The following is a 22,323-nucleotide window of genomic DNA, read 5'->3' as shown; positions in this document are numbered from 1 at the left end:
GTATCGGCGCAACGTGCTGCGCTGGATCGCCGGGGCGAAGCGAGAAGCGACCCGCGCCAAACGCATCGACATCGTCGCCGCCCACGCAGCTCGCGGTGAGAAGGTCCCGAACTACTGACGGCGGAGGATCGTCGAGCGAGCGTCCTGCCGGCGGTCAGTCGTATCGCTGCCAGGCGAGCTTGTTCTGGTCGACCCAGCGATAGTGGCTGGCGTATCTCAGCCCCGCCGCCGACGCCTCGTCGAGCACGACGATCGCCCGCGGGTGCGCCTGGAGCGCCGACCCCGGACAGATCGCGGACAGGGGTCCCTCGATCATCTCCATCACCGCCCGCACCTTGGCCGGGCCGAAGGCCAGCAGGACGACCTGCCGCGCCTCCATGATCGTGCCGATACCCATGGTGACGGCATGGCGCGGCATGGCGTCGCGATCACCGAACACGGCGGCATTGTCGTTCAGCGTCTGCTCCGAGAGGATCTTGATCCAGGTGCGCGAGCGCAGCGAACCCGTGGGCTCGTTGAACCCGATGTGCCCGTTGCGACCCAGGCCCAGCAACTGCACGTCGATGCCGCCGGCAGCCGTGATCCGTTCCTCGTAGTCGCGACACTCCGCTTGCAGGTCCTGAGCGGTACCTGCCGGCACATGGGTGTTGGCCAGGTCGATGTTGATGTGCCGGAACAGGTGCTCGTTCATGAAGTAGCGGTACGACTGACGATGCTCCGGGGGGAGCCCGACGTATTCGTCGAGGTTGAACGTGGTGACCCGACTGAAGTCCAGGCCCTCCTCGCGGTGCATGCGCACGAGCTCGCGATAGAGGCGTTCGGGCGTGCGTCCCGTGGCCAGGCCGAGCACGGCGTCGGGCTTCTCCCGCACCGTCTTGGCGATGATCTTGGCGCCCAGCACGCAGCCGTCCTCGGCGTTGGATTGGATGATGACTTCCACGGCAGGTCCAGTCGAGCGTTGGTCAGGAAACGCTGTTCGTATCTCGGACGGCCAAGGCATACAACAACCAAGCCGCATGCGGCAGCCATTGCTCACCCCATCGCCAACTCTGGTCGGGGTCGTCGTTCCACGGCGATGGTTGGAACGCGATGTCCGCCTCGTCCTCGAATCCCGAGGTGACACCGTTGCACACGCCCCCCGGGGCGTTGAACGCGCCGTCATCCTGATAGTGCGGGTTGTCGTGGCCGCGCCCGTGCATCATGCAGCAGGCGAACGGGTTCGCTCCGAGGATCCAATCGATCCAGCGGGAGGCGGCGTCCCCCAATCGCACGTCCGCGGGTGCGACCGTCCAGACGGCACCGGCGAGCGACGCCAGCTTCGCATTCTCGCCCTGCCACCAGTAACCGGAGGGGTTCTCGTGGGGGTAGAACCACTGCCGTCTCCCCTCCTCCCCCGGCACCTTCACCCAATGGGGCGGGTAGCCGAAGGGATTGCGGACCTCCTCTCCCAGCGACACCTGTGACCCGAGCCACGCCACCGCCAGGTCCACGGCCGTGGTGGCGTCCTTGCGGTCCGGGCGGAGGTCTGCTGCCCGAGCCAGCGCCAACGCCGGCAGGCCGGCGTCACTCGCGTGGAACCAGGACCGGTCACCTGCGTCGTCCATCGCGAGCCACACGTGTCCGTCGGTCTCCCGGCGGCGCACCAGCATTCCGCTCAGGCGGCGATCGAGTTCCGTCAGCACGTCCTCCTCCGGAAGCACCGTCGCGAGCTCGGCCGCCGCCAACAACGCGCAGGTCTCATCGATGAGGTTCTCACTGCCGTCATCCAGGTAGGACGATCCGTGCTCGATCAGGTGACGGAACCCCGTGAGGGCGGCCGCGCGGTACTCGTCAGCGGAGTACGCCCCTCCCTCCTCGAGCCGGGCGGCAAGGGCCAACGCCGCCACCGCCATGCCGCCACCGTGGCGCCAGCCCGCTCGATAGTCGGGGCGCTTGTGACCCTCCTGCGTGGCGTAGGTGCACAGTTCCCGCTGGGCCGGATCCTTGGTCCAGCCGTCGAAGACGGTCACGTACCAGTGGCCGGCCTCGTCCTGCATCCTGATCAGCCAGTCAGCCCCGTGCAGGGCTTCGTCCCGCAGGCGCTCGCGGAAGTAGTTGCGGCTTCCCAGCGCGGCGTACCGCTCCCACGCCCGCCCGAGCGTCCAGGCCACCATCGGATTCTGCTGGGGATTCATGACGTTGGCGTACGACAGGTGGCTGAGGTACTTGCTGTTGTCGCCCGACGCATCGAACCAGCCGCCACTCACGTCGCGTGCCGCTCGATCGTCCAGGCGCGGAGCCTGCGAGTCCGCCTTGTCCCAGATCCCCGAAGACCGCTGGCTCTTGATGTGGAACAAGAGGTCCGAGATCAGGGCCTGGCCGAGCAAACCGTCACGGATCTCGAATCCTTCACTCTGGCCGGTGGCTCCGTCCGTCAACGTCCATCGCACCGCATAGCGCCCCGGCGCCGTGACGCCTGATGCGTCGATCTCCCACCACGGGCCCAGGTGCCATCCTGCGACGGAGGCACACTCTTGCGGAACGGTCCGCCACACTTCCTCCCCGGACGGAAGCCGCACCAGAGCGACGTGGTCCCACTCCGCATCCGCCGGAGCTTCGATCAGGAACCGCTTCCGCGCATCGGGGCCGTAACCCACATGGTTGAATGCCACCTTCATCGCAGAGCCCCGACCCCCGCCTCCGCCTCTCAACTAGGTCATTCCAGTCAAGCAGACAGAAGACCAACCGTCGCGGTGAGCTCCGGGATCTGAAGGAAGTCTGTGGTGCCGGAGGACCGAGTCCGACCCGTCACCCACGCCGCCCCAGTGGCTGGATGGCCGTGGTGCCAACGCTGAACGCACCCCAGACATCCGCACCGAGACCGACCATTCACCACTCTCCGGTGACGCGCCCGCGAACATCGTCATCTGATGCGAGAAGTACGACGATGAGAGTCCCGGATCTGGAGCGAGTGGAGGTGACGTCTGTCGCTGAGCTGTGGGACTGGCTCGACTTGCACCACGACCAGGGCGACAGCGTGCTCCTCCTGACGTGGAAGGCGAAACGGCGCGATCGCTACGTGTCCCGAGAAGACGTCCTCGATGCGCTGCTCGCCCACGGCTGGATCGACGGGCGACGGTACGCCCTCGACGACGACCGCACCATGCAACTCATCTCGCCCCGCAAGCAGCAGCTGTGGGCGGCGTCGTATCGAGATCGCGCTGAGCGCCTGATCGCCGAGGGCCGCATGCGACCACCGGGACTCGCCGCCATCGAGCGAGCGAAGTCCGCCGGCACCTGGCGCGCACGCAGCGATGTCGATCGGCTGGAGGAACCCGCCGACCTGCGCACCACCTTGGACCAACGCGAGGCGTCGGCGTGGTGGGACGACGCCGCTCCCTCGTATCGGCGCAACGTGCTGCGCTGGATCGCCGGGGCGAAGCGAGAAGCGACCCGGGCCAAACGCATCGAGACCATCGCCGCCCACGCGGCTCGCGGTGCGAAGGTCCCCAACTACTAGCGGGCTGGACCGCCTCGGCGCCGGCGACGGGCCTCTGAGGTTGTGGTTCCCGTGGTTCGCGAAGGTCAGTCCCGAGCGGACGACGAGGTCGGCAACCGTGCGGGTGACCGAGGCTTCTCCGGCGTCGGCGACGTCGTTGCCCGAACTGCGAGGTTGACGGCGAGTCCGCCGCTGTCGTCGCCGCCGACCGTCGCGGGCGCCTCGATTGCCCGCCCGCTCCGGACGAAGAAAGGGCGGTCCGCCTCAGACCGCCGGCCTGGCCCGCTCGGTGCGGTACACCACGAACGTGGCGATGATGGCGGTCGCCGAGAAGAGGGTCATGACCGTTCCGGGGACGAAGTTCACGTGGTCCCCGAGGTCGAGGAACACGAAGTAGCCGACGTCGGCCAGCCCACCCACGAGGGCCGCGAGGAACGCAGCCGGCATCGATCGGCGCCAGATGAACACGGCACAGACGAGGGTGACGGCACCGATCCAGAACAGATTGAACCCGTGCTGGTTGATGATGGCGCCGACGGCGTCGGGGTAGTCCAGGTCGAGGGTCGACTGGTCGACCGCGTCGGCGATTCCGCCGACTGCGTCGCCGGTGTCGCGACCCATCGTCAAGACGCCGGCAAGCATGTGAACGAGCCCCCAGACCACCCAAAGGACGGCGGTGAGTTGCAGCAGTCTGATGCTGGTGGAGCCCATGGCGTCGGGCTCGTGTGCAACGGATGGCGCCGTCATGAGCTCAGGCTCGCCGAGGCATTGACGGTGATGTCCAGCTGTCGGCCGATGACCGCCGACGGCAGCTTGTCGACGCCGATGGCGTTCCGATCGATTGTCGCCGCTGCGACGAACGCCCCCGCCGCGTCGGCGACGTCCACGTCCGAGACGGTCACGTCGATCGTCGTTGCCCGCCCCTTCACCGCCACGGTCCCGTTCGACACGAGACCCGCGTCGGTAGGGGCGACGTGGCCGGACCGAAACACGATGGTGGGGTGCGTCTCGGCATCGAGGAAGTCCGGGCCGATGATGTGCTCGTTGCGCTTGGCGTTCTTGCTGGCGTAGGAGGAGGCGTCGGCGACGATCTCGACGCTGGTCACCTGGTGGTCGGCGCCGATCTCGATCGTGCCCGACACGACGTTGAGCGTGGCCGGGATCGTGAAGAGGCCGAGCTTCTTGGCAGTCACGACGATGGTGGTGGCGGACGGATCGAGCGTCCACGTGCCTGGGGTGGGTCGTGTCGTCGTCATGCCGCGACGCCTGCCGTCTCATCGAAGCTCGCCAGGGCGGCGCGGAACTGACGGTCGAGCTCGGGGTCCCGCAGCGCACCAGACTCCGTGTCGAAGCGCTCATGGAAGCTCGGGATCGAGAGGCTGGCCTTCACGTCGTAGCCGAAGAACTGTCCCGACGTGACCGCGGTCTTGAGCACGTTCGCGCCGCCGCCCGGGCCGATCGAGGTGGAGAACAGCACGACCGGTTTGTCCTGATACACGCGCATGTCGATGCGTGAGGCCCAGTCGAAGACGTTCTTGTAGGCGACCGTGTAGAAGCCGTTGTGCTCGGCGAACGAGATCAGCACGGCATCGGCTGCGCCGATCCTGTCGAAGAAGTCCTGGGCGGCGTCCGGAATGCCGCCTTCCTGCTCTCGGTCGATGCTGTAGATCGGCATCTCGTAGTCGTTCAGGTCGATCATCTCGACCTCGACGTCATCGGCGAGGAGCTGGACGGCGTAGTCCAGCAGTTGTCGGTTGATCGACTCGCGGCTCGTGGTGGCAGCGAAGACGAGGAGTCTCATGGGGGTCCTGCTTTCGATGGTGAGGGGGTTCAGGTGGTGCCGGTCGCGGCGATGGCGCCCATGCGGCCGGCGTTGAAGTCCGAGATGGCTTCATCGATCTCGGCGGAGGTGTTCATCACAAACGGCCCGTAGCGGGTCATCGGCTCGCCGATCGGCTCGCCGGTGAGCACGATGCAGTCGAGCGACTCCGTGGCGTCGTCGTCGACGGCGAGCACGATGTCGCCACCTCGGTCGGCGAAGACGGCGAGATGGTGGGCCAGCAGGTCGCGTCCTTCGGCGCCCACAGCGGCAGAGCCGGCGAACGCGTAGACGAGCGCAGTGTGGCCGTCAGTGGTAGGGACGCGCAGTGTCGTGCTGGGCTCGACGGTGAGGCGGGCGAAGCCGATCGGGGTGTGCGTGCTGGCCGGACCGGTGGCGCCAAGGATCGAGCCGGCGACGACGTCGGCCGACCATCCCGTGCCGCTGGCGACGGCCATCTGGTCTGCGGGCAGCGCCTGGTACTTCGGCGGGGTGCGTCGGAGCGCCGCAGGGAGGTTGACCCACAGCTGGAGGCCGTGCCCCACGCCCCCTTCGGTCTGAATGCGGCCGCTGGGCATCTCCGAGTGCACGATGCCGTCGCCCGCGGTCATCCACTGGGCGTCGCCGGGACCGATGACGCCGTGATTGCCGGCCGAGTCACGGTGTTCGACCTCACCCCGCAGGATGTAGGTCACCGTCTCGAAGCCGCGATGGGGGTGTGCCGGCGCACCGACCGCCTCGCCAGGTGGGTGATGGTGTGGCGCCATCTCGTCGAGGAGGAGAAAGGGGTCGAACGAGTCGCCCGCATGGCCGGGGAACGACCGGTAGACCTCGAATCCGCCGCCTTCGAGCGTGCTCGAAGCCGGAATGATCTGTTCGACACTGCGAGTGGTGGGCGCTGTCGTGGCGGGGCAGTCGTACACTTCTCCTCCTTTGTTGACCCATCAAATATCTTCTTGACGAGTCAACTTAATGGGGGATTGTTGTCGCGTCAACCACTAGGGTGATGGTGTGACGGACGACCGGTGGCTCGACGAGACCCAGCAGCTGGCGTGGCGCGCCCTGCTGGTGTTCGTGAACCGAGGCCTGCCCACGCTCGAGCGGACGTTGAAGGAGCATGACCTGCTGGTGGTCCACTATTCGATCCTCGTCGCGCTCTCGTCGGCTCCCGGCGACACGATGCGGCTCGCCGAGCTCGCCGATACCGCCAACCTGTCCCAGAGTCGCCTGACGCACCGGCTCCGGACGATGATCGAGCGCGGCCACGTCGAGATCGCGGCCGACCCTGACGATGGTCGTGGCAAGAACGCCACGCTCACGACCGCCGGGCGCGAACTCCTCGAACGCGTAGCACCGGTACATGTCGGCGACGTCCGGGCGCTGATCTTCGACCATCTCGACGACGCTGAGACCGCGGCGTTGGCCAATGCGATGTCGAAGGTCGCGCACGCGCTGTGCGACCACGACGCGTTCGCGCCGCAGAAGCCCTAGGCATCACCCTGCGGGACGAGCGCCTGGAAGTCGGGCCCCGCGGCGGTGACGCAGCGGCGCGAGGGTTTGAAGGAGCGCGATCAGGTCAGTTCGCGAAGGAACGTCAGAAACGACCTCTGGCTTGGGCAAACGTTGTGATTACGACAACGAGTGGGCGCAGAGGGACTTGAACCCCCGACATCTGCCTTGTAAGGGCAGCGCTCTAGCCAACTGAGCTATGCGCCCGAAGCAGGGGTCGAGCCTACCGGTGTAGGTCAGTCGTCGAAGTCGAAGATCCGCGTGCCGGCGAGGTAGTCGACCTCGAGCAGCTCCGTGTCGGGCGAGACGGCGTCGATCTCGGTGGCGATCGAGGACGCGTCGGTCGCAACCGAGAAGCCGGGCAGCCAGTCGTCGTGGTGGCACAGGAGCACCCGCTTGGGCGAGATCATCGCGACCTGGCGGGCGACGAAGTGCGCGAGCGATCCCTGGATCGGCTCGCCGTCGATGTTGCCGCGACCGGCCGCGGCGAGGATCGCGACGTCGGCTGTCAGGTCCTCCATCACGCCCGACCAGTGACCGGATGTGTCCTGGAACAGCAGCGTGCCGTCGGGCAGGTCGAACCGGTACACCAGCGCTCCCCCGTCGCCGCGGTCGCTGTGGCCGGCGAGCGACGCGATCATGTGCTCGATCGCTGCCGGGTCGAGCTCGGTGCTCAGGTATCGCATCAGCTCGTCGAAACGCCGCCGCTGCTCCTGCCACGTCACGCCCAGGTCGCCGAGGCAGACCTCGTCGGGCTGACCCATCTGACCGTGCGACCACACGCAGCTGTGCTGGCTCGGGAACACCGACACGGTCGCCGGCCCAGCGGCGCCCTCGAGCGCGACGGTCTCGCCGCCGGCGACGGGGATCATCCGCTCGACGGGTACACCGGCCTGCTCCATCACCCGCACCGACTCGTAGCTGCCGATCAGGCGGGCGTCGGTGTTGGCCATCACCCGCTCGGCGCCGTAGAGGTGGTCGAAGTGGGCGTGGCCGATCACGATCCAATCGCAGTCGTTGATGTCGTCGGCGGTGACGCGGGGCTGCGGTCCGGCAGCGTTCCCGGCCCGATCGATGTACGCGTCGAGCAGGATGTGGAGGCCTGCGGTCCGCAGCCCGAACGTGGCGCAGCCGTACCAGTCGAGGGTCGTGTCGCTCACCCGCGCGACCGTACCCGGCAGGTTCGGCACGTCCGGCGGCGAAGCGACCCGACGGCGAAACGACCTGGCCCCCGGCCCAGATCCACGCCACGATGGAACGATGAACCCCGACCAGGACCTGCTGGGACATGCCGCCGCTCGGGCGATCGCCTACACCGCCACCATCGACGGTCGTGGGGTGGCGGCATCGGCGCCTGCGGTCGACGGCTTGGCGGCGTTCGACGAGCCGCTCCCCGATCGGCCAGGTGATCCGACGGAGACCCTCGACTTGCTCGCCACGGTCGGTGGTCCGGCCACGGTAGCGACCACCGGGCCGCACTACTTCGGCTTCGTCAACGGCGCCACGTACCCCGTCGCGCTCGGCGCGGCCTTCATCGCAGACGCGTGGGATCAGAACGCAGCACTGCCCGTGATGTCGCCGGCGGCCGCGAAGCTGCACGACGTCGCGGCGGCATGGCTCAACGAGGTGCTCGGCCTGCCGACCGCCACCGACGTCGCGTTCCTGAGCGGCGCCACGGTCGCCAACGCCACCTGCCTCGCCGCCGCCCGCGACGCCCTGCTGATCGACGCCGGGTGGGACGTGCAGCGAGACGGCCTGTTCGGGGCGCCGGAGATCCAGGTGGTCGTCGGCGAGCGGGCACACAGCACGCTCGGCAAATCGCTCGGCCTGATCGGGGTCGGGCGGGAGCGGGTCCTCGTCGTGCCCGCCGACGACCAGGGCAGGATGCGCGCAGAGCTGCTCCCCGACCTCGACCCAGGTGCCGGGCCGATCCTCGCGTGTGCGCAGGCCGGCGAGGTCAACACCGGTGCGTTCGACCCGTTCGCCGACATCGCCGATTGGGCGTCCGAGCGGGCGGCGTGGCTCCACGTCGACGGCGCGTTCGGGCTGTGGGCGCTCGCCGACCCGACCCGGCAGCACCTCGTCACCGGCCTACGCCGCGCCGACTCGCTGGCCACCGACGCCCACAAGTGGCTGAACGTCACCTACGACAGCGGGATCGCCTTCGTGCAGCGCGAGGGTGCACTGCGGCGCACATTCGCCTCGGTCGCCGGATATCTGCCACCCGAGCACGGCTTCGAGGCGATGCACCACACCCCGCAGTCGTCCCAGCGCGCCCGCCAGATCGAGGTGTGGGCGGTGCTGCGCACGCTCGGTCGATCGGGCGTCGCTGCGATGGTGCAGCAGTCGAGCGACGCGGCCCGCGTGATCGGCGCACGGCTCACCGAGGCCGGCGTCGACGTGCTCAACGACGTCGACCTCAACCAGGTGCTCGTCCGCCATGTCGACGGGCCGACGACCGAGCGGTTGATCGCCGCCGTGCAAGAGGACGGGCGGATCTGGTGCGGGCCGACCCAGTGGCACGACGAGACCGCGATGCGGGTGAGCGTCTCGTCGTGGAAGACGACGGTGCACGACGCCGAGCGAGCCGCAGCGGTCATCGTCGAGCTCGCCCACCACCTCTGAGTCGAGCTGCCGAACCGATGGTGCCTGGCGCCATCGCGCGTCGCACCATCGCTGCAGCACGATCCGTTCGTCACGTCGAGAGGTGGCCGTCGAGCATGCGCACGATGCGATCGACCACGCCGAGGATCCGCTCGTCGTGCGTGGCGACCAGCACTGCTCCCCCGCTGCTTGCGACCTCCCGGAGGGTCTCCATCACGGCGTCGCCGTGTTGCTCGTCCTGATGGGCGGTCGGTTCGTCGGCCACCAGCAGCATCGGAGCGGCAGCGACCGCTCGCGCCACGGCGACGCGCTGCTGCTCACCGAGCGACAGCTCGTCGGGCAGTCGATCGGCGAGCTCGGCGAGGCCGAGATGGTCGAACAGCTCCGCGGTCGAGCGGGCGAGGCCGCCGCCGAGACGTCCCGCGAGCTCGACGTTCTGCCGGGCGGTCAACTCGGGGAGCAGGCCCAGCTCCTGTGGCACGACGGCGAGGCCCGACCATCCCGAGGGCAGGCCCTCGTGGAGTTCGACCGTGCCGGCGTCCGGGCGTTCCCATCCCATGATCAGGTGCAGCAACGTCGTCTTGCCCGATCCGGAGGGCCCAGCGAGGCCGACGATCTCGCCGGTCTGCAACGTGAGCGACGCGTCGGCCACCGCCGCGATCGTCTCGGCGCGGGTCCGGAAGGTCCGACTCGCACCGCGGAGCTCTAGCAGCGCCTCCTCGTGCGCCACGGCGGCCGTCACGGCTCCTCCAGCCGCACGTGGTCGTCGTCCTCGTCCCAGACGAGCCGTACCCGCCGATCGGGGAACCGCTCCTGCAGTTCGGGCGGCAGCTGGAGCCGGCCGGAGCGATCGATCACCGCCAGCTCGGAACCCGCCGAGGTCACCGTCGCCACCGCGCCGTCCCGCAGCGCGATCACCTGGTCGACGTGTTCGAGCACGCGGCGATCGTGGGTGGCGAACAGCACCGTCACGCCGGCCGACGACAGGGCAGCCACCGCGTCCATCACCCCGCGGGCGCTGACGGAGTCGAGCTGCGACGTCGGCTCGTCGGCGATCACGAGCTGGTGACCGGCCACCGCCGCCCGCGCGAACGCCAACCGCTGCCGTTCGCCGCCGGACATGTCGTCGGGCGTGTGATCGGCGCGGTGCGAGAGCCCGAGCCGCTCGAGCCACTCGCCGACGACGCCGTCGCCCGAGCCGCGGACCAGGCGGCGGAGCTGCATGCGAGCGGTCAGGTGGGCGAACAGGTTGTCGCTCGGCCGCTGGTAGACGTGCGTCAGGAGATGCGCCCGGCGTCGTGCCCGCGCCCGCTCGGTCAGCTGCCAGAGGTCGACGCCGCCGACCAGCACGGTGCCGGCGGTCGGCCGGTCGAGGCCGGCCAACATCCGCAGCAGCGACGACTTGCCCGACCCCGACGGCCCCACGACGGCCGCCGTCACGCCGGCGGGGAGCTCGATGTCGACGCCGCGCACGGCCTGCACCCGCCCCGACGGCGTGTCGTAGAAGCGCACCAGGTGGTCGCAGCGCAGGATCGGCTCAGCCCGCATCGCGTACGACCTCCGCGGCGGGGCGGCGTGCCGCCCATCGCTCGGACCAGTACACCCCGATGCCGACGAGCACGACCCCGGCGACCGCTGCCCCGATCAACGGGAGCCATGACACCAGCACCGGCACGTCCGGCGGCCGGCCCGGCGCGGGGTCGAACCGTTCGGACAACCGGCGCACGACGACCGGCGCGGCCAGGAAGCCGGCACCGACGGCGACGACGATCACCGCCGCCAGTTCGAGCACCGAGACGAGGGCTGCGCGCGCCGGCGCGAGACCCATCACGCGTGTCATCACGCTCGTCAACGCCCGCACCCGGCGCCGCGCGGACAGGAACAGCGCGAGCGCGACGACCGCAGCCGTCGCCGCGGCCACCCCGATGACACCGAGGTAGGCGAACGCCGAGCGGGTGGCGATGATCGACGGGTCCTGGCTGCGATCGCTGCTCGTCACGACGTCGCGATAGCGCACGCCCACGGTGTCCAGCGCGGCGGTGAGCTCTTCCGGCGAGGCGCGGGAGATCACGCGCCGACGGAACCGCTCCACCGGGAGCCGCAGGTTGATCTCGGCCGCCTCCTCCGGCGAGGAGAGCCCGGCCTCGATCAACGCGAGACCGTCGATCGAGTCGGCGAGCGCGAGGAAGCTCACGCGGTTCTCGCCGGCACCCGGGAACGACCCGATGCGACCGATGGTCCGGTACGGGTAGGTCTGAGCGAGGCCGAATGCTCCGGTCGACGGACCACCCTCGCCGGTGACGCCGATGACGGGCACCGACTCGTCGAAGGAGCCGCCGAGGTCGGCGAGCACGTCGTCGATGTCGGCGCCGAACTCGTCGGGCCAGGCGACCGCGTCTGCGTAGGTCTCCGGGTCGACGGCGATGACGCGGGCGCGGGTGCCGCCCGGCGCGAGCAGCGTGTCGAAGAACCTGATCACGGTCGTCGGGGCGGGAGCCCGGAACTCGTCGGGGAGCTCGTCGATGATCGTGACCGTCGTCTCGCCACCCACCTCCGTCGCGAGCTTGACGTCGACCGTGCGGTCGAGCGTCGACGTCAGCGCCACGGCGAACACGAGGAGCCCGATGCCGATGCCGAGCGCGCCCGCGACCATCCGCACCCCGGTCGAGCCGCCGGCCAGGCGCTGCAGCGCCAGGAACCCCTCGACGGGCAGCCGCTCGATGCGACGGCCGGGCAGGCGCACGAGGCGGGCGACGACGGCCAGCAGGGCGACGACGGCCAGCAGCACGGCCAGCACGGGGAGCGCGACGACCACGAGATCGAGGGACTCGGCGTCGACCGCGGAGGTCCGGCCCACCTGGACCCAGGCGCCGACCGTCGCCAGCACCAGCACGCCCGCCAACACGCGCCCGACGACCCGCGCGAGGCGACGGTCGGCGGCCTGCAGCGTCCGGGCGCCGACGACGCCGCCGGTCAGCGACGCCAGGGCGAGGGCGGTCCCCGCCGCCAGCGCGACGGTGCTCCACGGCACCGCGGCCACCTCATAGCTGCGGGCAGGGCCGAACCACCTGGGTCCAGCGAGCGCGGCGCCGACGCCGACCACGGCGCCCACCGCGGTGGGGAGCACGAGCTGGCCGGCGAGCCGAGCCGACATGGCCGGCCAGCGCTCGCCCTCGCTCGCCAGCAGCCGGAACTCGGAACGCCGTCGCTCGACGAAGAACACGCCGACGGCCACCGTCGCGACGAGGCCGACGACGCCGCCGAGACCTTGCGCCGCTCCCAGCGGTCCGGCGAGCTGCCGTGCCGCCGACTCGATCCCGGCGACCGTCTCGAACAGGTCGCTCGTCAGCCGTGGGCGCCCGCCCGCCGACGTCGCGATGTCGGCCATCGCCGCCCCCAGCTCACCCGTCCCGACCAGTTCGCCCTCGAAGCGGCGGAACCGGTTGCGGAGCGTGCGCACCTCGTCGAACTCGTCGGGGATCGTCGCGAGCGGCGCCCGCCACCGCGCGACGCCGGTGAGTCCACTCGTCAGGACAGCCGCCTCCTCGGCGAGCACCAGCTCGGCGTTCGGTCCGTTGAACGTGGACAGGAAGCGGGGCACCAGCTCGGGCGACACGCCGCGCCAGTAGTCGTTCAGCTCGTGGTCGGGATCGGCCGACCACAGCGGTTCGTACAGGCCGACGATGCGGAACACCGAGTTGGCGCCGCCGCCCTGGACGAGGTCGTTCCATTGCTCGTCGACGATCGCACCGGCCTCGAAGGCGAGCCCGTCGCCGAGCTCGAGCTCGCGCCGCTCGGCGAACCACGTCGTGACCCAGACCCCGTCCGACGTGTCGTCGAGTTGCTCGACGATGTTCACGTGGTCGAGCGCGCCGTCGCGTGCGAGCAGCCGCCCCGGCGGGCCGACCTGCCGCAACGGCGGCGGCCCGATCGTGAGCAGACCGGGCAGCGTGTAGACGGTGCGGGTCGCCTCGCCGACCTCGGCGATCACGTCGAGCTCACCGCGGATCGCTGCGTCGGCGGCGGACACGGTGTCGGGATCGAAGGCCGCCTCGATGAGCACGTCGATGCCGTTGCGGTCGAGCGGGACGTCCTCGACGGTGCGCGCCGCGATGTCGTCCTCGCTCGCCGCGCGCCACACGTCGGCGGACGCCACCAGCATCACCGGCGCCGCCGCCGCGGCGATCAGCGCTCCGGCCAGCGACCACTCGTGCCAGGGCACCGTGATCCATCGCCACCACACCCCCGACGCACGAGCCATCAGGACCGACACTACGCCAGCACCCCGCCGGGTGAAAGCGCTTACATCGCTACGACGCTCGCCGGCCACCACACCCGTTGGCGCGGTGCGAGGCGAGATCCGCGAGCATGCACGCATGGGTGACACGCTCCGCGAGGAGACGCACGGGCACGTACGGCGGCTGACGCTGTGCCGGCCCGAGCGCTACAACACCATCACGCCGCAACTCCGCGACGAACTGGGGGCCGCCATCGATGCCGCCGAACGAGACGCCGGCGTGCGGGTGATCCTGCTCGACGCCGAGGGCGCGGCGTTCTGCGCGGGCTACGACCTCGACTGGAGTACCGAGGCGCAGGCCGACGAGGAGAGCGGCGCCCGCCCGGTCTGGGACTCGGTCCGCGACCAGCACATGATCCGCTCGTTTGCCGACACCTGGGCGAAGCTGCACGACTGCTCGAAGCCGACGGTCGCCGCTGTGCAGGGCTGGTGCATCGCCGGCGGTACGAACATCGTGTTCAACGCCCACCTGATCGTCGCAGCCGAGTCGGCGCGGTTCGGCTACCCGCCGTCACGGGTCTGGGGTGTGCCGGAGGCCCCGTGGAACTGGGTCGCCCGCCTCGGGCTCCAGAACGCGCGCCGCTACATGCTGACCGGCGACGAGTTCACGGCTGCCGAGGCCCGCGAGATGGGCGCCGTGCTCGAGGTCGTGCCCGACACCGACCTGCACGACCACGCGATGGCGCTCGCCCAGCGGATCGCCCGGGTACCGGGCAACCAGCTCGAGATGATCACGTGGTCGCTCAACGCCGTCGCCGACCAGATGTACGACCCGACGTCGTCGCGCCGGCTGGGCACGCTCTTCGACGGGGTCGCACGGCACACCCAAGAGGGCCTCGACTTCGTGGCCCGCTCGGGCGAGGTCGGGTTCCGCGAGGCGGTGCGCGAGCGCGATCGACCGTTCGGCGACTACGGCGAGCGGGAGGAATCGCCGGACGGTCCGATCGACGCGTGAACCGCCGGCGCGGTCACTGCCGGCGCTGTTCGAGCACAGCTGCCAGCAGCTCCGGGGTGGCAGCCGCCACCGGTGCACGCCGTTCGGTGGGGTCGAGCACGCACAACTCGCGATCGTTCACCTCGGCCACCACGCCGCCCGCCTCCGCCACGATCAGCACCGAAGCGAGGTAGTCCCACACCCCGTGGCCGTCGTCGTACATGTCGCACCAGGCGTCGATCACACCGCACGCCACCGCGCAGAGGTCCGGCGCCGACGCACCCAACGCCCGAAACTGGGCCCAGCCGTAGTGGTGGGTCGGCAGGCCGGAGACACCGATGATTGCGGCGGACATCTCGGTCGCCCCTGACGGCGCGATCGGCTCGTCGTCGCGCTGCGCTCCTGCGTCGCGCACGGCCGTGAACCGCTCGCCGGTTGCGTGGTTGACGACGAGGCTGGCCGCCGGCCCGTCGTCGTCGACGAGGCACAGCGCCGTACCGAACCACGGCACGCCACGCGACGCGTTGGTCGAACCGTCGAGCGGATCGACGACGACGATCGGCGCGGACTCCGATCCTGACGGGCCCGTGACGCCGCTCTCCTCGGACAGCACCCTGAAGCCGGCTCCGTACAGCACGTCGAGGCAGGCGGCGTCGGCGTCGAGGTCGACGGCGTACTGGCCCTCGCGCAGACCGGATCCGCCCCAGTCGGTGGTGGCCCGCAGCACGCCGGCGACGGCGTCGGCTGCGAGGTCGAAGGTGGCGATCGCCCTGGTCAGCCTCGATTCGATCACGGCATCCGACGGTAGTGTCCAGGGCGTGGCAGTGATCGACGTAGCGGGTTTCGTCGCCGACTTGAAGAGCCAGGCCATCGACTACGGCTTCCACGTCCACGACGAACGGCACTTCGTCGAGACGTACTCGCTCCGGCAGCTGTGGGAGGTCGACCTCCACCCCGAGGAGGCGTGCGCCGGTCCGATCGACCTCCACCTGTCGCTCGACGTCGACCCGCGAGCACTGCTCGGCTTCGAAGACGACGTGATGAAGATGGAGGACCCCGACGACGACCCGCCCAAGGGGTTCACGTTCCCGCTGCTGTTCACCTGGACCCTCCCACCTCTGACGCACCCGCCCGACCTCCTCGTGCTCGCCACCGAGATCGCCGGTGTCGGCGGGCTCGACCTCCCCGTCGAGGTCTCGGCGATCGACTCGTTCCCGAGCGTCACCGACGAGGCCGAACGCAGCCTGTCGATCGTCGCCCGCATCGCCCTCGACCTCGCCGACGTGTACCTCAACAACGACGGGTCCGTCGCACAGGCCCTCGAACGGTGCAAACATGTCAGTCTGTACCTGCTCGAACACGCCGAGTCATGGCTGCGCGAGCCGTACTGACCACCCGCCGCCGACATCGGGCCGCCGTACCCGACCGCCATCAGAACCGACCATCCAAGAGGGGGATGTCATGGAGCTGGAGCAACGCGAGGGCCTGACGGTCGCCGAGCTGATCGACATGCTCAGCCATCACCCCGGTGACGCCGTCGTCGAGCTGTCGATCATCGCGCCGGTGCGCGACGGCGACAGCGACATCACGGTCGACCGCTACAACGTCGACGGGGTGATGCCGTGGCGGGACGGTGACGGCGAGGGTGACGTGGTCTGGTTGGTCGGCGGCGAGGACGCCGACGTCGACCTCTTCATCGACGCGATCGAGCAACCCTCCGACTGAACGGGCTGCACGCGTGGCGCAGCCGATCGAGCGGCCGCGCCACGGAGCTACCGTGCTCGCTGCGCCGAACTCCTCGCCTCCCAGCCCTGGCGGGGTCCGCCTCGCCGAGTTCGCCGGCCCGGTCCGGTCAGCGGAAACGCTGCCGAAGCGTCACGGCGAGCGACAGCAGCATCACCGAGCCGAACGCGTAGGCGCCGACGAGCAGTGAGGTGGTGATGTCCGGCCAGTCGATCGCGTAGAACTTGCGACCGAGCGGGGTGCTGACGATCAGCGCGGCGACCGAGATCATGCCCACCAGCACGTACGTGTCGAAGCGGTCGAGCGGCCGCATCAGCAGGTAGAGCACCCAGAACGCAACCGACAGCAGCGTCAGCGTGGCCGCGGTGCGCGCCTCGTCGAGGCTGGCGTCGGAGATCGGCGATCGGATCAGCCAGTACGCGACGAGCGTCACCGTCGCCGCGACCAGCCCGGCCGGCACGGCGAAGCGCATCACCCGCCGGAGGTAGCCCGGGCGGTAGGGGCGGCTCGCCGATCGGAAGCTCAGCGCGAACGCCGGGACGCCGATCGTGACCTCGGACACGAGACTCATGTGCCGCGGCAGGAACGGGAACGCAGCTCCCCAGATGCCGATGACCAGCGCGAACGCGGCTGCGTAGACGGTCTTCGTGACGAACAGCGCCGAGACGCGCTCCATGTTGGTGATCACCCGGCGCCCCTCGCCCACCACGGCCGGGAGACGGTCGAATCGCCCGTCGAGCAGCACGAGCTGGCTGACCGCCTTGGTCGCCGCCGTCGCGGTGTCCATGCCGATGCCGATGTCGGCCTTCTTCAGCGCCGGGATGTCGTTGACGCCGTCGCCGGTCATCGCCACGGTGTGTCCCGTGCGCTGCAACGCCTCGACCAGCTCGCGCTTCTGCTGCGGCAACACGCGCCCGAAGACGGTGGTCGACGCGACGAGCTCGTCGACCTGGCGGGCCGGTCCGGCGAGATCGACGTCGCGGAGATCGACGTAGCTCGTGGCGCCCTCGACCCCGAGTCGATCGGCGACCGCTGAGACCGTGACCGGGTTGTCGCCCGAGATGATCTTGAGCTCGACGTGCTGCTCGGCGAAGTAGCGCATCGTCTCGGCAGCGTCGCTGCGCACCTCCTCGGCGAGGACCACCAGCCCCACGGGTTCCAGATCGGGTGGGACCACCGGTTCGTCGAGCACGCGCTGCGACCGGGCGACCAGCAGGACTCGGCGGGCGTCCTCGGCCAGCGCAGCCATCCGCTCCCGGACGCGGGCGACCGCCTCGTGCTGCGAGCCGGCGATGAGCACCTCGGGCGCGCCGACGACCCAGGTGCCGCCCTCGACGAACGTCGTGCCGCTCCACTTCCTGTCCGACGAGAACGCGACCTGCGACTCGACCCGCCACCCGGGCGCCGGCCTGCCTGCCGCAGCTGCCGTCAGCGTGGCGGACGGCGTCGGTTCGGCACCCGCCAGGGCAGCCACCGCGTCTGCCACCTGATCGTCGGCGGCACCGAACGCCTCGATCCGGTCGAGCGTCATCGCCCCGGTCGTCAGCGTCCCGGTCTTGTCCAGGCAGAGCACGTCGATGCGAGCCAGCCCCTCGACGGCGTGGAGCTCCTGGACGATCACGTGGTTCCGAGCGAGGCGGATCACGGCCACGGCGAGCGCCATGCTGACCAGCAGAACGAGGCCCTGCGGGACGAGGCCGACGACGCCGGCGACCGCCGCGACGAGCCCTTCGCCCACGTCGTTCTCGTCGCGGAGCTGACTCCACAGCAGCAGCGCCGCCAACGGAGCGATCGCATAGCCGACGATCCGCAGGATCTGGTCGACGCCGCGGCGCAGTTCAGAGGTTGCGAGCACGAACTCCTTCGCCTGGGCGAGCAACTGGTAGATCCACGTCTCGTCGCCGACGGCGGTGGCCAACACGACGGCACGGCCGCCGACGACGACGCTCCCCGAGCGGACCTCGTCCGCGACCTCCTTGCTGATCGCGTCGGCCTCGCCCGTCAGCGCGGACTCGTCGACGTCGAAGCCGTGCGCTTCGAGCACGTCGCCGTCGACGGGCACCTGGTCGCCGGCGCGCAACTCGATCACGTCACCGCTGACGAGCTCGCTCGGTGCGACCTCACCGGGCGCGCCGTCGCGGTAGACGGTCACCGTCGGTGTGATCAGCACCCTGAGCCGATCGAGCGTGCGCTTCGCCCGGACCTCCTGCACGATCCCGATGATCGTGTTGAACACCATCACGCCGGCGAAGATCGCGTCGATCGGGTGACCGACGACCAGCACGACGACCGCGAGCACGGTGATGATCGCGTTGAAGCGGGTCAGCACGTTGCTGCGCACGATCCCGAGGTACGACCGCGAGGTCCGTTCGGGCTGTTCGTTGACGCGGCCGAGGGCGCGCTGCTCGTCGACCTCGGCGGTCGTCAGGCCGCGGTGCGCCGCGGCCTCGAGAACCGGCGTCGCCGCCGGCGGTTCAGCGTCCGATGAACGTGTCACGCCACCTCGACCTCGCGGGCGTGCTCGACCGGAACGACCGCGATCGGGCACGTCGCGTGGGTGAGTGCGCGGTGGAGGAACGGCGCCATGGTCCGGCCGCGGAACGGCGGTTCACCACGCCCGATGACGAGCAGCTGGGCGTGCTCGCCGGCCTGGAGCAGCTTGTGACCGATCCGGCCCCGCTCGACCGTCAGCGACATCTCGACGCCGTGCTCGGTCGACGCTTCGATCTCGGACGCCGTCTCCCACAAGTCCTCCTCGACCCACTGCGGGAGCAACGACGGGTCGACGTAGTACGCGAGCACGTCGAGCATCCCGTCGGGACGGAACATCGAGCGCGGCCCGAGCGCGTGCACGAGACTCAGTCCGGCGCCGGTGTCGAGCGCCATCGACAGACCGAAGCGGATCGCGGCGTGCGTGGCCTCACCGACGCCGACCCCGACGACGATCGGCGCATCGGCCGCTGACTGCGGGTCCCAGGTGCCGGGTACCACGATCACCGGGCACTCCGTCTCGCGGAGCAGCTCGGCGGTGACGCTGCCGACGAGCTGGGGACCGAATCGCGACTTCGGGTGGTGGCCGACGACGATCGCGTCGGGCTCGAGGTGGGCAGCCGCGGCCAGCAGCTCGGGCGCCGGCGTACCCTCGACCACCCTGCCCTCGACCTCGCACTCGTCGTCATCGAGTGGCTCGAGCCATCGGTCCAGCTCGTCCTCCCGGTGGTGGCGGAACGACACGCTGTCGCCCATCACGGCGTCGGCGGCGAGCTCGCCCATCGCGGACACGACATGCACTGCGTGCAGGTTGCCGCCGGGCTGGAGCGCGGCCGCGGCCCACCGCAGCGCCACCATCGACTCGTCGGAACCGTCGAGCCCGACCACCAGGCGTGAACGACCGGACATGGCAGACCTCCCACCATCACGGTAGGTGGGCGCCGCGCCGGCGAGCCAGGGCCATTGGTCCGACGCAGCCTGTCGCGCCGGCCAGGAATCGGAGACCGGGCCGACCGTCGTGAGTCCGGCGACGTTGTCAGGCGGCGCGCCGGCTGCGATCGCCCCACTCGAGCGACGTGACGAGTCGATCCATGTGGGCGGCGACCCTGCAGAAGTCGACGAACGAACCGGGCACGCCGAAGGTGAACACGAACTCGGCACCGCGATCCGACGCGTCGACCAGCAGGATCGAGTACTTGCGCGTCCAGTAGCCGGGCATCCGGTACGTGACGGCGAACTGCCCTTGCCCGCCGTGCCGCAGCAGGTGGAGGCCTCGCGGCACCCCGACGCCGAGCTTGCGGTAGTGCCGCGCTGCCTGCCGCATCGTCGCCCTGTACACCGCGCGGTCGTCGCGCACGAGCTCGATCGCTTCGCGGTCCTGCGGCCCGGCGTACACGTTGCAGAACACCGAGTGGGCGGGGTTGGCGAGTTGGAGCTGAGGGCCCTCGTTCTCCTCCTGCCAGATCTGCCCGCGACCCGGCGAGGTGACACGCCACCCGTCGGCGTCCAGCCGGAACGGTGAGCCGAGCACCATCCACTCGGCCGCCTCGTGGGTCGACGTGACCCGGACAGGCGGTTGCTCGGGGATGTCGAATGGTGCGAGCCGGCGGACCTCGTGCACGATCTCCTCGGGATCCTGCGAGGCAATGCGTTCGCAGGACGCGAGCTCGGGAAATCGCTCCTCCGTCCGGCCATGATCGTCGCCGCATTCGATGATCAGGACCCCGTGCGGTCCATGTTGCGCAAGCATCCGGGTCATCTCGTCCCGGCAGTGCTCCGAGTCGACGTAGTCGGCACCGACGAACGCCACGCTGCCGGCTGCGGCGTCGATCCCAGCGTCGACGAGGCGATCCCACTCGTCGTAGTCGGGGATCCCGACCTCGTACTCGCAGAACCAGACGCCCACACCGCTCGCGATCAGCTGCTCGCACACTGCCCGCGCGAGCAGCACGTCGGTGCTCCGGAACGAGACGAACAGGAGGCGACGCCGTCCCTGGGCGAGTGGGTCCCGGGCGGCACGACGCTCTGCCCATCCCGCCGAGGTGAGCAGGAGCGCCAACAGCCAGCCGACGAGGGCGGGGCCTGCGAGCTCACCGTCCTGACGCACTGCGATCGACGCGAGCGCGCCGAACACGACGAGCAACAGCACGCCCAGTGCCCATCGGGCGCGTCGTGCGACCGTCGCGGTCAGGACGCCCAGGAACACCCAGAGTCCGTACTGCATCGGGTCAGAAGAGCACCAGCACGGCCGCCAGGGCGATGACGAGTCCCACGGAGAGCGTCAACGCCGGGCCTCTCGCGAGACCGACTCCGTGACGCCCGTCGTACATGACCGAGCCGGCGAGCCCGCCGAGGACCAGCAGGAACAGATCGGCCCACCAAGCCCGTTCCTTCATCAGATCCGCCCAACCCATGCCGTCGATGAACGCCGGGACGATCAGCATCATGAGCAGGGCGAACGCAGCCAGGAACCTGAACGGCCGGTAGTCCGCGTACTCGTTGGTCACTCGCATCCGTACATCGGGCGGCAGTTGCCGCCGGTACTCGTACATGGTTCTGAGCGCTCGCTCCCGCTCGGTGCGTGGCATCCGCTTCAGTGACATCGAGAACTCCCTTCGTGGTGCGCGGCCCAACGGCCGCGGGGCAGTCCCTCCCCTGTAGTGTCCTGCCGATTCGAGCCCGCCTGCAAGGGCTGAACGGCACGATGACCTACGGAGGAGCCGGGCTGCGATGCCCCGGTGGTGTCGGTCGTGCATTGCCGGGTCTCGCCCAGCGAGTCACACTCCTCACCTGCCCGATTCAGGGAGAACGGCCCTATCCACGTGCCGGACGACCGGCCTACGTTGAAACCAGCGGCGAACCGAGGTGGATCGTGCGCGTGCGCTCCTTCCTGGCGGATCTGCATCGCAGGAGCAGCGTCGCTTGGAGACGCTCGATCCTCGTGCTCGCCGGGGCGGCGCTCGTGCCGGTGGGACTCGCAGGATGGCTCCTGACGAACTCACCGGAGTCTGTCAGCGCAGTCACCTGCACGGCATCGTGGGACGTCGACGTCTCCGGTGACTGGAGTCAGGGCTCCAACTGGGACACCGGCACGGTTCCCGGGTTGATGGACGATGTGTGCATCGACCGACCCGCCGCCGACGTCACGGTGACCATCGACATCCCGGCCGACGTGAACAGCCTCACGGCCACCGAGTCGATCGTGCTGCCCGCCGCGAGCTCGCTCGATCTGGCTGCCACCTCGGAGATCAGCGGCGACTTCACGGCCTCCGGTCCACTTGCCGTCGCCGACCTCACCCTCTCGGGGACGACGGAGTGGTTGGGTGGGGGTTGGTCGGGTGCGGTGGTCAACACCAACACGATCAACATGGCAGCGGACGTGACGTTGTCGGGATCGTTGCTCAACGACATCGGGGCCCGCTTCGAACACGGAGCCGCCACGGTCAGCC

The 22,323-nt window shown here is 69.9% G+C and carries 23 protein-coding genes and 1 tRNA gene; 8 read left to right on the top strand and 16 right to left on the bottom strand.

Going from position 1 to position 22,323, the window contains the following annotated elements; genetic code table 11:
• Positions 1-13 precede the first annotated feature (13 nt).
• Entirely contained in the window at positions 14-118 is a 105-nt protein-coding gene (locus tag QNJ12_RS23765) for a YdeI/OmpD-associated family protein (protein WP_367281798.1), read from the top strand.
• Between the two features lie 36 nt (positions 119-154).
• Here QNJ12_RS23765 and nagB read toward each other — a convergent pair whose 3' ends face one another.
• On the bottom strand, positions 155-1,036 hold the full coding sequence (gene nagB, locus QNJ12_RS15400; RefSeq protein ID WP_300623860.1) for a glucosamine-6-phosphate deaminase: 882 nt from the start codon (positions 1,034-1,036) through the stop codon (positions 155-157).
• The gene (locus QNJ12_RS15395; RefSeq protein ID WP_300623858.1) at positions 963-2,657 is read right to left on the bottom strand and encodes a glycoside hydrolase family 9 protein; all 1,695 of its coding nucleotides are present in this window, start codon (positions 2,655-2,657) and stop codon (positions 963-965) included. Before QNJ12_RS15395 ends, nagB begins: the two co-directional genes overlap by 74 nt.
• Positions 2,658-2,956: 299 nt before the next feature.
• Here QNJ12_RS15395 and QNJ12_RS15390 point away from each other — a divergent pair, with 299 nt between their 5' ends.
• A complete protein-coding gene (locus QNJ12_RS15390; RefSeq protein ID WP_300623855.1) occupies positions 2,957-3,499 on the top strand; it encodes a YdeI family protein in 543 nt (180 codons plus the stop codon).
• Between the two features lie 243 nt (positions 3,500-3,742).
• On the opposite strand, the gene QNJ12_RS15385 is transcribed toward QNJ12_RS15390, so the two are convergent.
• From QNJ12_RS15385 to QNJ12_RS15370, 4 genes are read right to left on the bottom strand one after another with little or no spacing between them, the layout of a single operon-like run.
• On the bottom strand, positions 3,743-4,225 hold the full coding sequence (locus tag QNJ12_RS15385) for a hypothetical protein (protein WP_300623853.1): 483 nt from the start codon (positions 4,223-4,225) through the stop codon (positions 3,743-3,745).
• A complete protein-coding gene (locus QNJ12_RS15380; RefSeq protein WP_300623851.1) occupies positions 4,222-4,734 on the bottom strand; it encodes a YceI family protein in 513 nt (170 codons plus the stop codon). The genes QNJ12_RS15385 and QNJ12_RS15380 overlap by 4 nt, the downstream gene beginning before the upstream one ends.
• Positions 4,731-5,279 (bottom strand): NADPH-dependent FMN reductase, encoded by a 549-nt coding sequence (locus QNJ12_RS15375; RefSeq protein ID WP_300623849.1) that lies wholly within the window; start codon positions 5,277-5,279, stop codon positions 4,731-4,733. Before QNJ12_RS15375 ends, QNJ12_RS15380 begins: the two co-directional genes overlap by 4 nt.
• A 29-nt stretch (positions 5,280-5,308) precedes the next feature.
• Complete coding sequence (locus tag QNJ12_RS15370; protein WP_300623847.1) at positions 5,309-6,220, bottom strand: pirin family protein; 912 nt, start codon at positions 6,218-6,220, stop codon at positions 5,309-5,311.
• Positions 6,221-6,308: 88 nt separating this feature from the next.
• On the opposite strand from QNJ12_RS15370, the gene QNJ12_RS15365 reads away from it, so the two are divergent.
• On the top strand, positions 6,309-6,788 hold the full coding sequence (locus tag QNJ12_RS15365) for a MarR family winged helix-turn-helix transcriptional regulator (protein WP_300623845.1): 480 nt from the start codon (positions 6,309-6,311) through the stop codon (positions 6,786-6,788).
• A 151-nt stretch (positions 6,789-6,939) separates the two neighbouring features.
• Here the strand turns inward: QNJ12_RS15365 and QNJ12_RS15360 are convergent.
• Positions 6,940-7,013: transfer RNA gene (locus tag QNJ12_RS15360), tRNA-Val, on the bottom strand.
• Between the two features lie 29 nt (positions 7,014-7,042).
• Positions 7,043-7,966: an MBL fold metallo-hydrolase gene (locus tag QNJ12_RS15355; RefSeq protein ID WP_300623843.1), complete on the bottom strand. Its 924-nt coding sequence runs from the start codon at positions 7,964-7,966 to the stop codon at positions 7,043-7,045.
• 100 nt (positions 7,967-8,066) lie between these two features.
• Between QNJ12_RS15355 and QNJ12_RS15350 the strand changes: the two genes are divergently transcribed.
• Entirely contained in the window at positions 8,067-9,431 is a 1,365-nt protein-coding gene (locus QNJ12_RS15350; RefSeq protein ID WP_300623841.1) for a pyridoxal-dependent decarboxylase, read from the top strand.
• A gap of 70 nt (positions 9,432-9,501) precedes the next feature.
• Here the strand turns inward: QNJ12_RS15350 and QNJ12_RS15345 are convergent, their stop codons facing one another.
• From QNJ12_RS15345 to QNJ12_RS15335, 3 genes are read right to left on the bottom strand one after another with little or no spacing between them, the layout of a single operon-like run.
• Positions 9,502-10,152, bottom strand: a complete 651-nt coding sequence (locus QNJ12_RS15345; protein ID WP_300623839.1) for an ATP-binding cassette domain-containing protein — start codon at positions 10,150-10,152, stop codon at positions 9,502-9,504.
• Positions 10,149-10,958: an ABC transporter ATP-binding protein gene (locus QNJ12_RS15340; protein WP_300623836.1), complete on the bottom strand. Its 810-nt coding sequence runs from the start codon at positions 10,956-10,958 to the stop codon at positions 10,149-10,151. The genes QNJ12_RS15345 and QNJ12_RS15340 overlap by 4 nt, the downstream gene beginning before the upstream one ends.
• Positions 10,948-13,671, bottom strand: coding sequence for a hypothetical protein (locus tag QNJ12_RS15335; protein ID WP_300623834.1), 2,724 nt, complete (start codon positions 13,669-13,671; stop codon positions 10,948-10,950). The genes QNJ12_RS15340 and QNJ12_RS15335 overlap by 11 nt, the downstream gene beginning before the upstream one ends.
• Before the next feature lie 115 nt (positions 13,672-13,786).
• Here QNJ12_RS15335 and QNJ12_RS15330 point away from each other — a divergent pair, with 115 nt between their 5' ends.
• Complete coding sequence (locus tag QNJ12_RS15330; protein WP_300623833.1) at positions 13,787-14,662, top strand: crotonase/enoyl-CoA hydratase family protein; 876 nt, start codon at positions 13,787-13,789, stop codon at positions 14,660-14,662.
• Positions 14,663-14,675: 13 nt separating this feature from the next.
• Here QNJ12_RS15330 and QNJ12_RS15325 read toward each other — a convergent pair whose 3' ends face one another.
• Entirely contained in the window at positions 14,676-15,434 is a 759-nt protein-coding gene (locus QNJ12_RS15325; protein WP_300623831.1) for an inositol monophosphatase, read from the bottom strand.
• Between the two features lie 25 nt (positions 15,435-15,459).
• Here QNJ12_RS15325 and QNJ12_RS15320 point away from each other — a divergent pair, with 25 nt between their 5' ends.
• On the top strand, positions 15,460-16,032 hold the full coding sequence (locus QNJ12_RS15320; RefSeq protein WP_300623829.1) for a hypothetical protein: 573 nt from the start codon (positions 15,460-15,462) through the stop codon (positions 16,030-16,032).
• Positions 16,033-16,102: 70 nt separating this feature from the next.
• Complete coding sequence (locus QNJ12_RS15315) at positions 16,103-16,366, top strand: hypothetical protein (protein ID WP_300623827.1); 264 nt, start codon at positions 16,103-16,105, stop codon at positions 16,364-16,366.
• Between the two features lie 127 nt (positions 16,367-16,493).
• Here QNJ12_RS15315 and QNJ12_RS15310 read toward each other — a convergent pair whose 3' ends face one another.
• From QNJ12_RS15310 to QNJ12_RS15295, 4 genes are all read right to left on the bottom strand, one after another.
• Positions 16,494-18,881: an HAD-IC family P-type ATPase gene (locus tag QNJ12_RS15310; protein WP_300623825.1), complete on the bottom strand. Its 2,388-nt coding sequence runs from the start codon at positions 18,879-18,881 to the stop codon at positions 16,494-16,496.
• Positions 18,878-19,783 (bottom strand): universal stress protein, encoded by a 906-nt coding sequence (locus QNJ12_RS15305; RefSeq protein ID WP_300623823.1) that lies wholly within the window; start codon positions 19,781-19,783, stop codon positions 18,878-18,880. Before QNJ12_RS15305 ends, QNJ12_RS15310 begins: the two co-directional genes overlap by 4 nt.
• 127 nt (positions 19,784-19,910) lie before the next feature.
• Positions 19,911-21,098, bottom strand: a complete 1,188-nt coding sequence (locus tag QNJ12_RS15300; RefSeq protein WP_300623821.1) for a toll/interleukin-1 receptor domain-containing protein — start codon at positions 21,096-21,098, stop codon at positions 19,911-19,913.
• Positions 21,099-21,102: 4 nt separating this feature from the next.
• Positions 21,103-21,477 (bottom strand): hypothetical protein, encoded by a 375-nt coding sequence (locus tag QNJ12_RS15295; RefSeq protein WP_300623819.1) that lies wholly within the window; start codon positions 21,475-21,477, stop codon positions 21,103-21,105.
• A 269-nt stretch (positions 21,478-21,746) separates the two neighbouring features.
• Between QNJ12_RS15295 and QNJ12_RS15290 the strand changes: the two genes are divergently transcribed.
• Positions 21,747-22,323: hypothetical protein (locus tag QNJ12_RS15290; protein ID WP_300623818.1), on the top strand; the 577-nt coding region annotated here is incomplete at its 3' end.

The organism is Ilumatobacter sp. (assembly GCF_030065885.1).
Classification (GTDB): domain Bacteria; phylum Actinomycetota; class Acidimicrobiia; order Acidimicrobiales; family Ilumatobacteraceae; genus Ilumatobacter.
Note: the sequence above shows the minus strand (reverse complement) of the source record. Positions and strands in the feature narration are given on the sequence as shown.

Excerpts from the sequence above, each read along its gene's own strand:
- QNJ12_RS15330 (WP_300623833.1), top strand. The coding sequence starts at position 13,787 with ATGGGTGACACGCTCCGCGAGGAGACGCACGGGCACGTACGGCGGCTG.
- QNJ12_RS15300 (WP_300623821.1), bottom strand. The coding sequence starts at position 21,098 with ATGCAGTACGGACTCTGGGTGTTCCTGGGCGTCCTGACCGCGACGGTC.
- QNJ12_RS15385 (WP_300623853.1), bottom strand. The coding sequence starts at position 4,225 with ATGACGGCGCCATCCGTTGCACACGAGCCCGACGCCATGGGCTCCACC.
- QNJ12_RS15315 (WP_300623827.1), top strand. The coding sequence starts at position 16,103 with ATGGAGCTGGAGCAACGCGAGGGCCTGACGGTCGCCGAGCTGATCGAC.
- QNJ12_RS15335 (WP_300623834.1), bottom strand. The coding sequence starts at position 13,671 with ATGGCTCGTGCGTCGGGGGTGTGGTGGCGATGGATCACGGTGCCCTGG.
- QNJ12_RS15380 (WP_300623851.1), bottom strand. The coding sequence starts at position 4,734 with ATGACGACGACACGACCCACCCCAGGCACGTGGACGCTCGATCCGTCC.
- QNJ12_RS15375 (WP_300623849.1), bottom strand. The coding sequence starts at position 5,279 with ATGAGACTCCTCGTCTTCGCTGCCACCACGAGCCGCGAGTCGATCAAC.
- QNJ12_RS15305 (WP_300623823.1), bottom strand. The coding sequence starts at position 19,783 with ATGTCCGGTCGTTCACGCCTGGTGGTCGGGCTCGACGGTTCCGACGAG.
- QNJ12_RS15340 (WP_300623836.1), bottom strand. The coding sequence starts at position 10,958 with ATGCGGGCTGAGCCGATCCTGCGCTGCGACCACCTGGTGCGCTTCTAC.
- QNJ12_RS15350 (WP_300623841.1), top strand. The coding sequence starts at position 8,067 with ATGAACCCCGACCAGGACCTGCTGGGACATGCCGCCGCTCGGGCGATC.
- QNJ12_RS15395 (WP_300623858.1), bottom strand. The coding sequence starts at position 2,657 with ATGAAGGTGGCATTCAACCATGTGGGTTACGGCCCCGATGCGCGGAAG.
- QNJ12_RS15295 (WP_300623819.1), bottom strand. The coding sequence starts at position 21,477 with ATGTCACTGAAGCGGATGCCACGCACCGAGCGGGAGCGAGCGCTCAGA.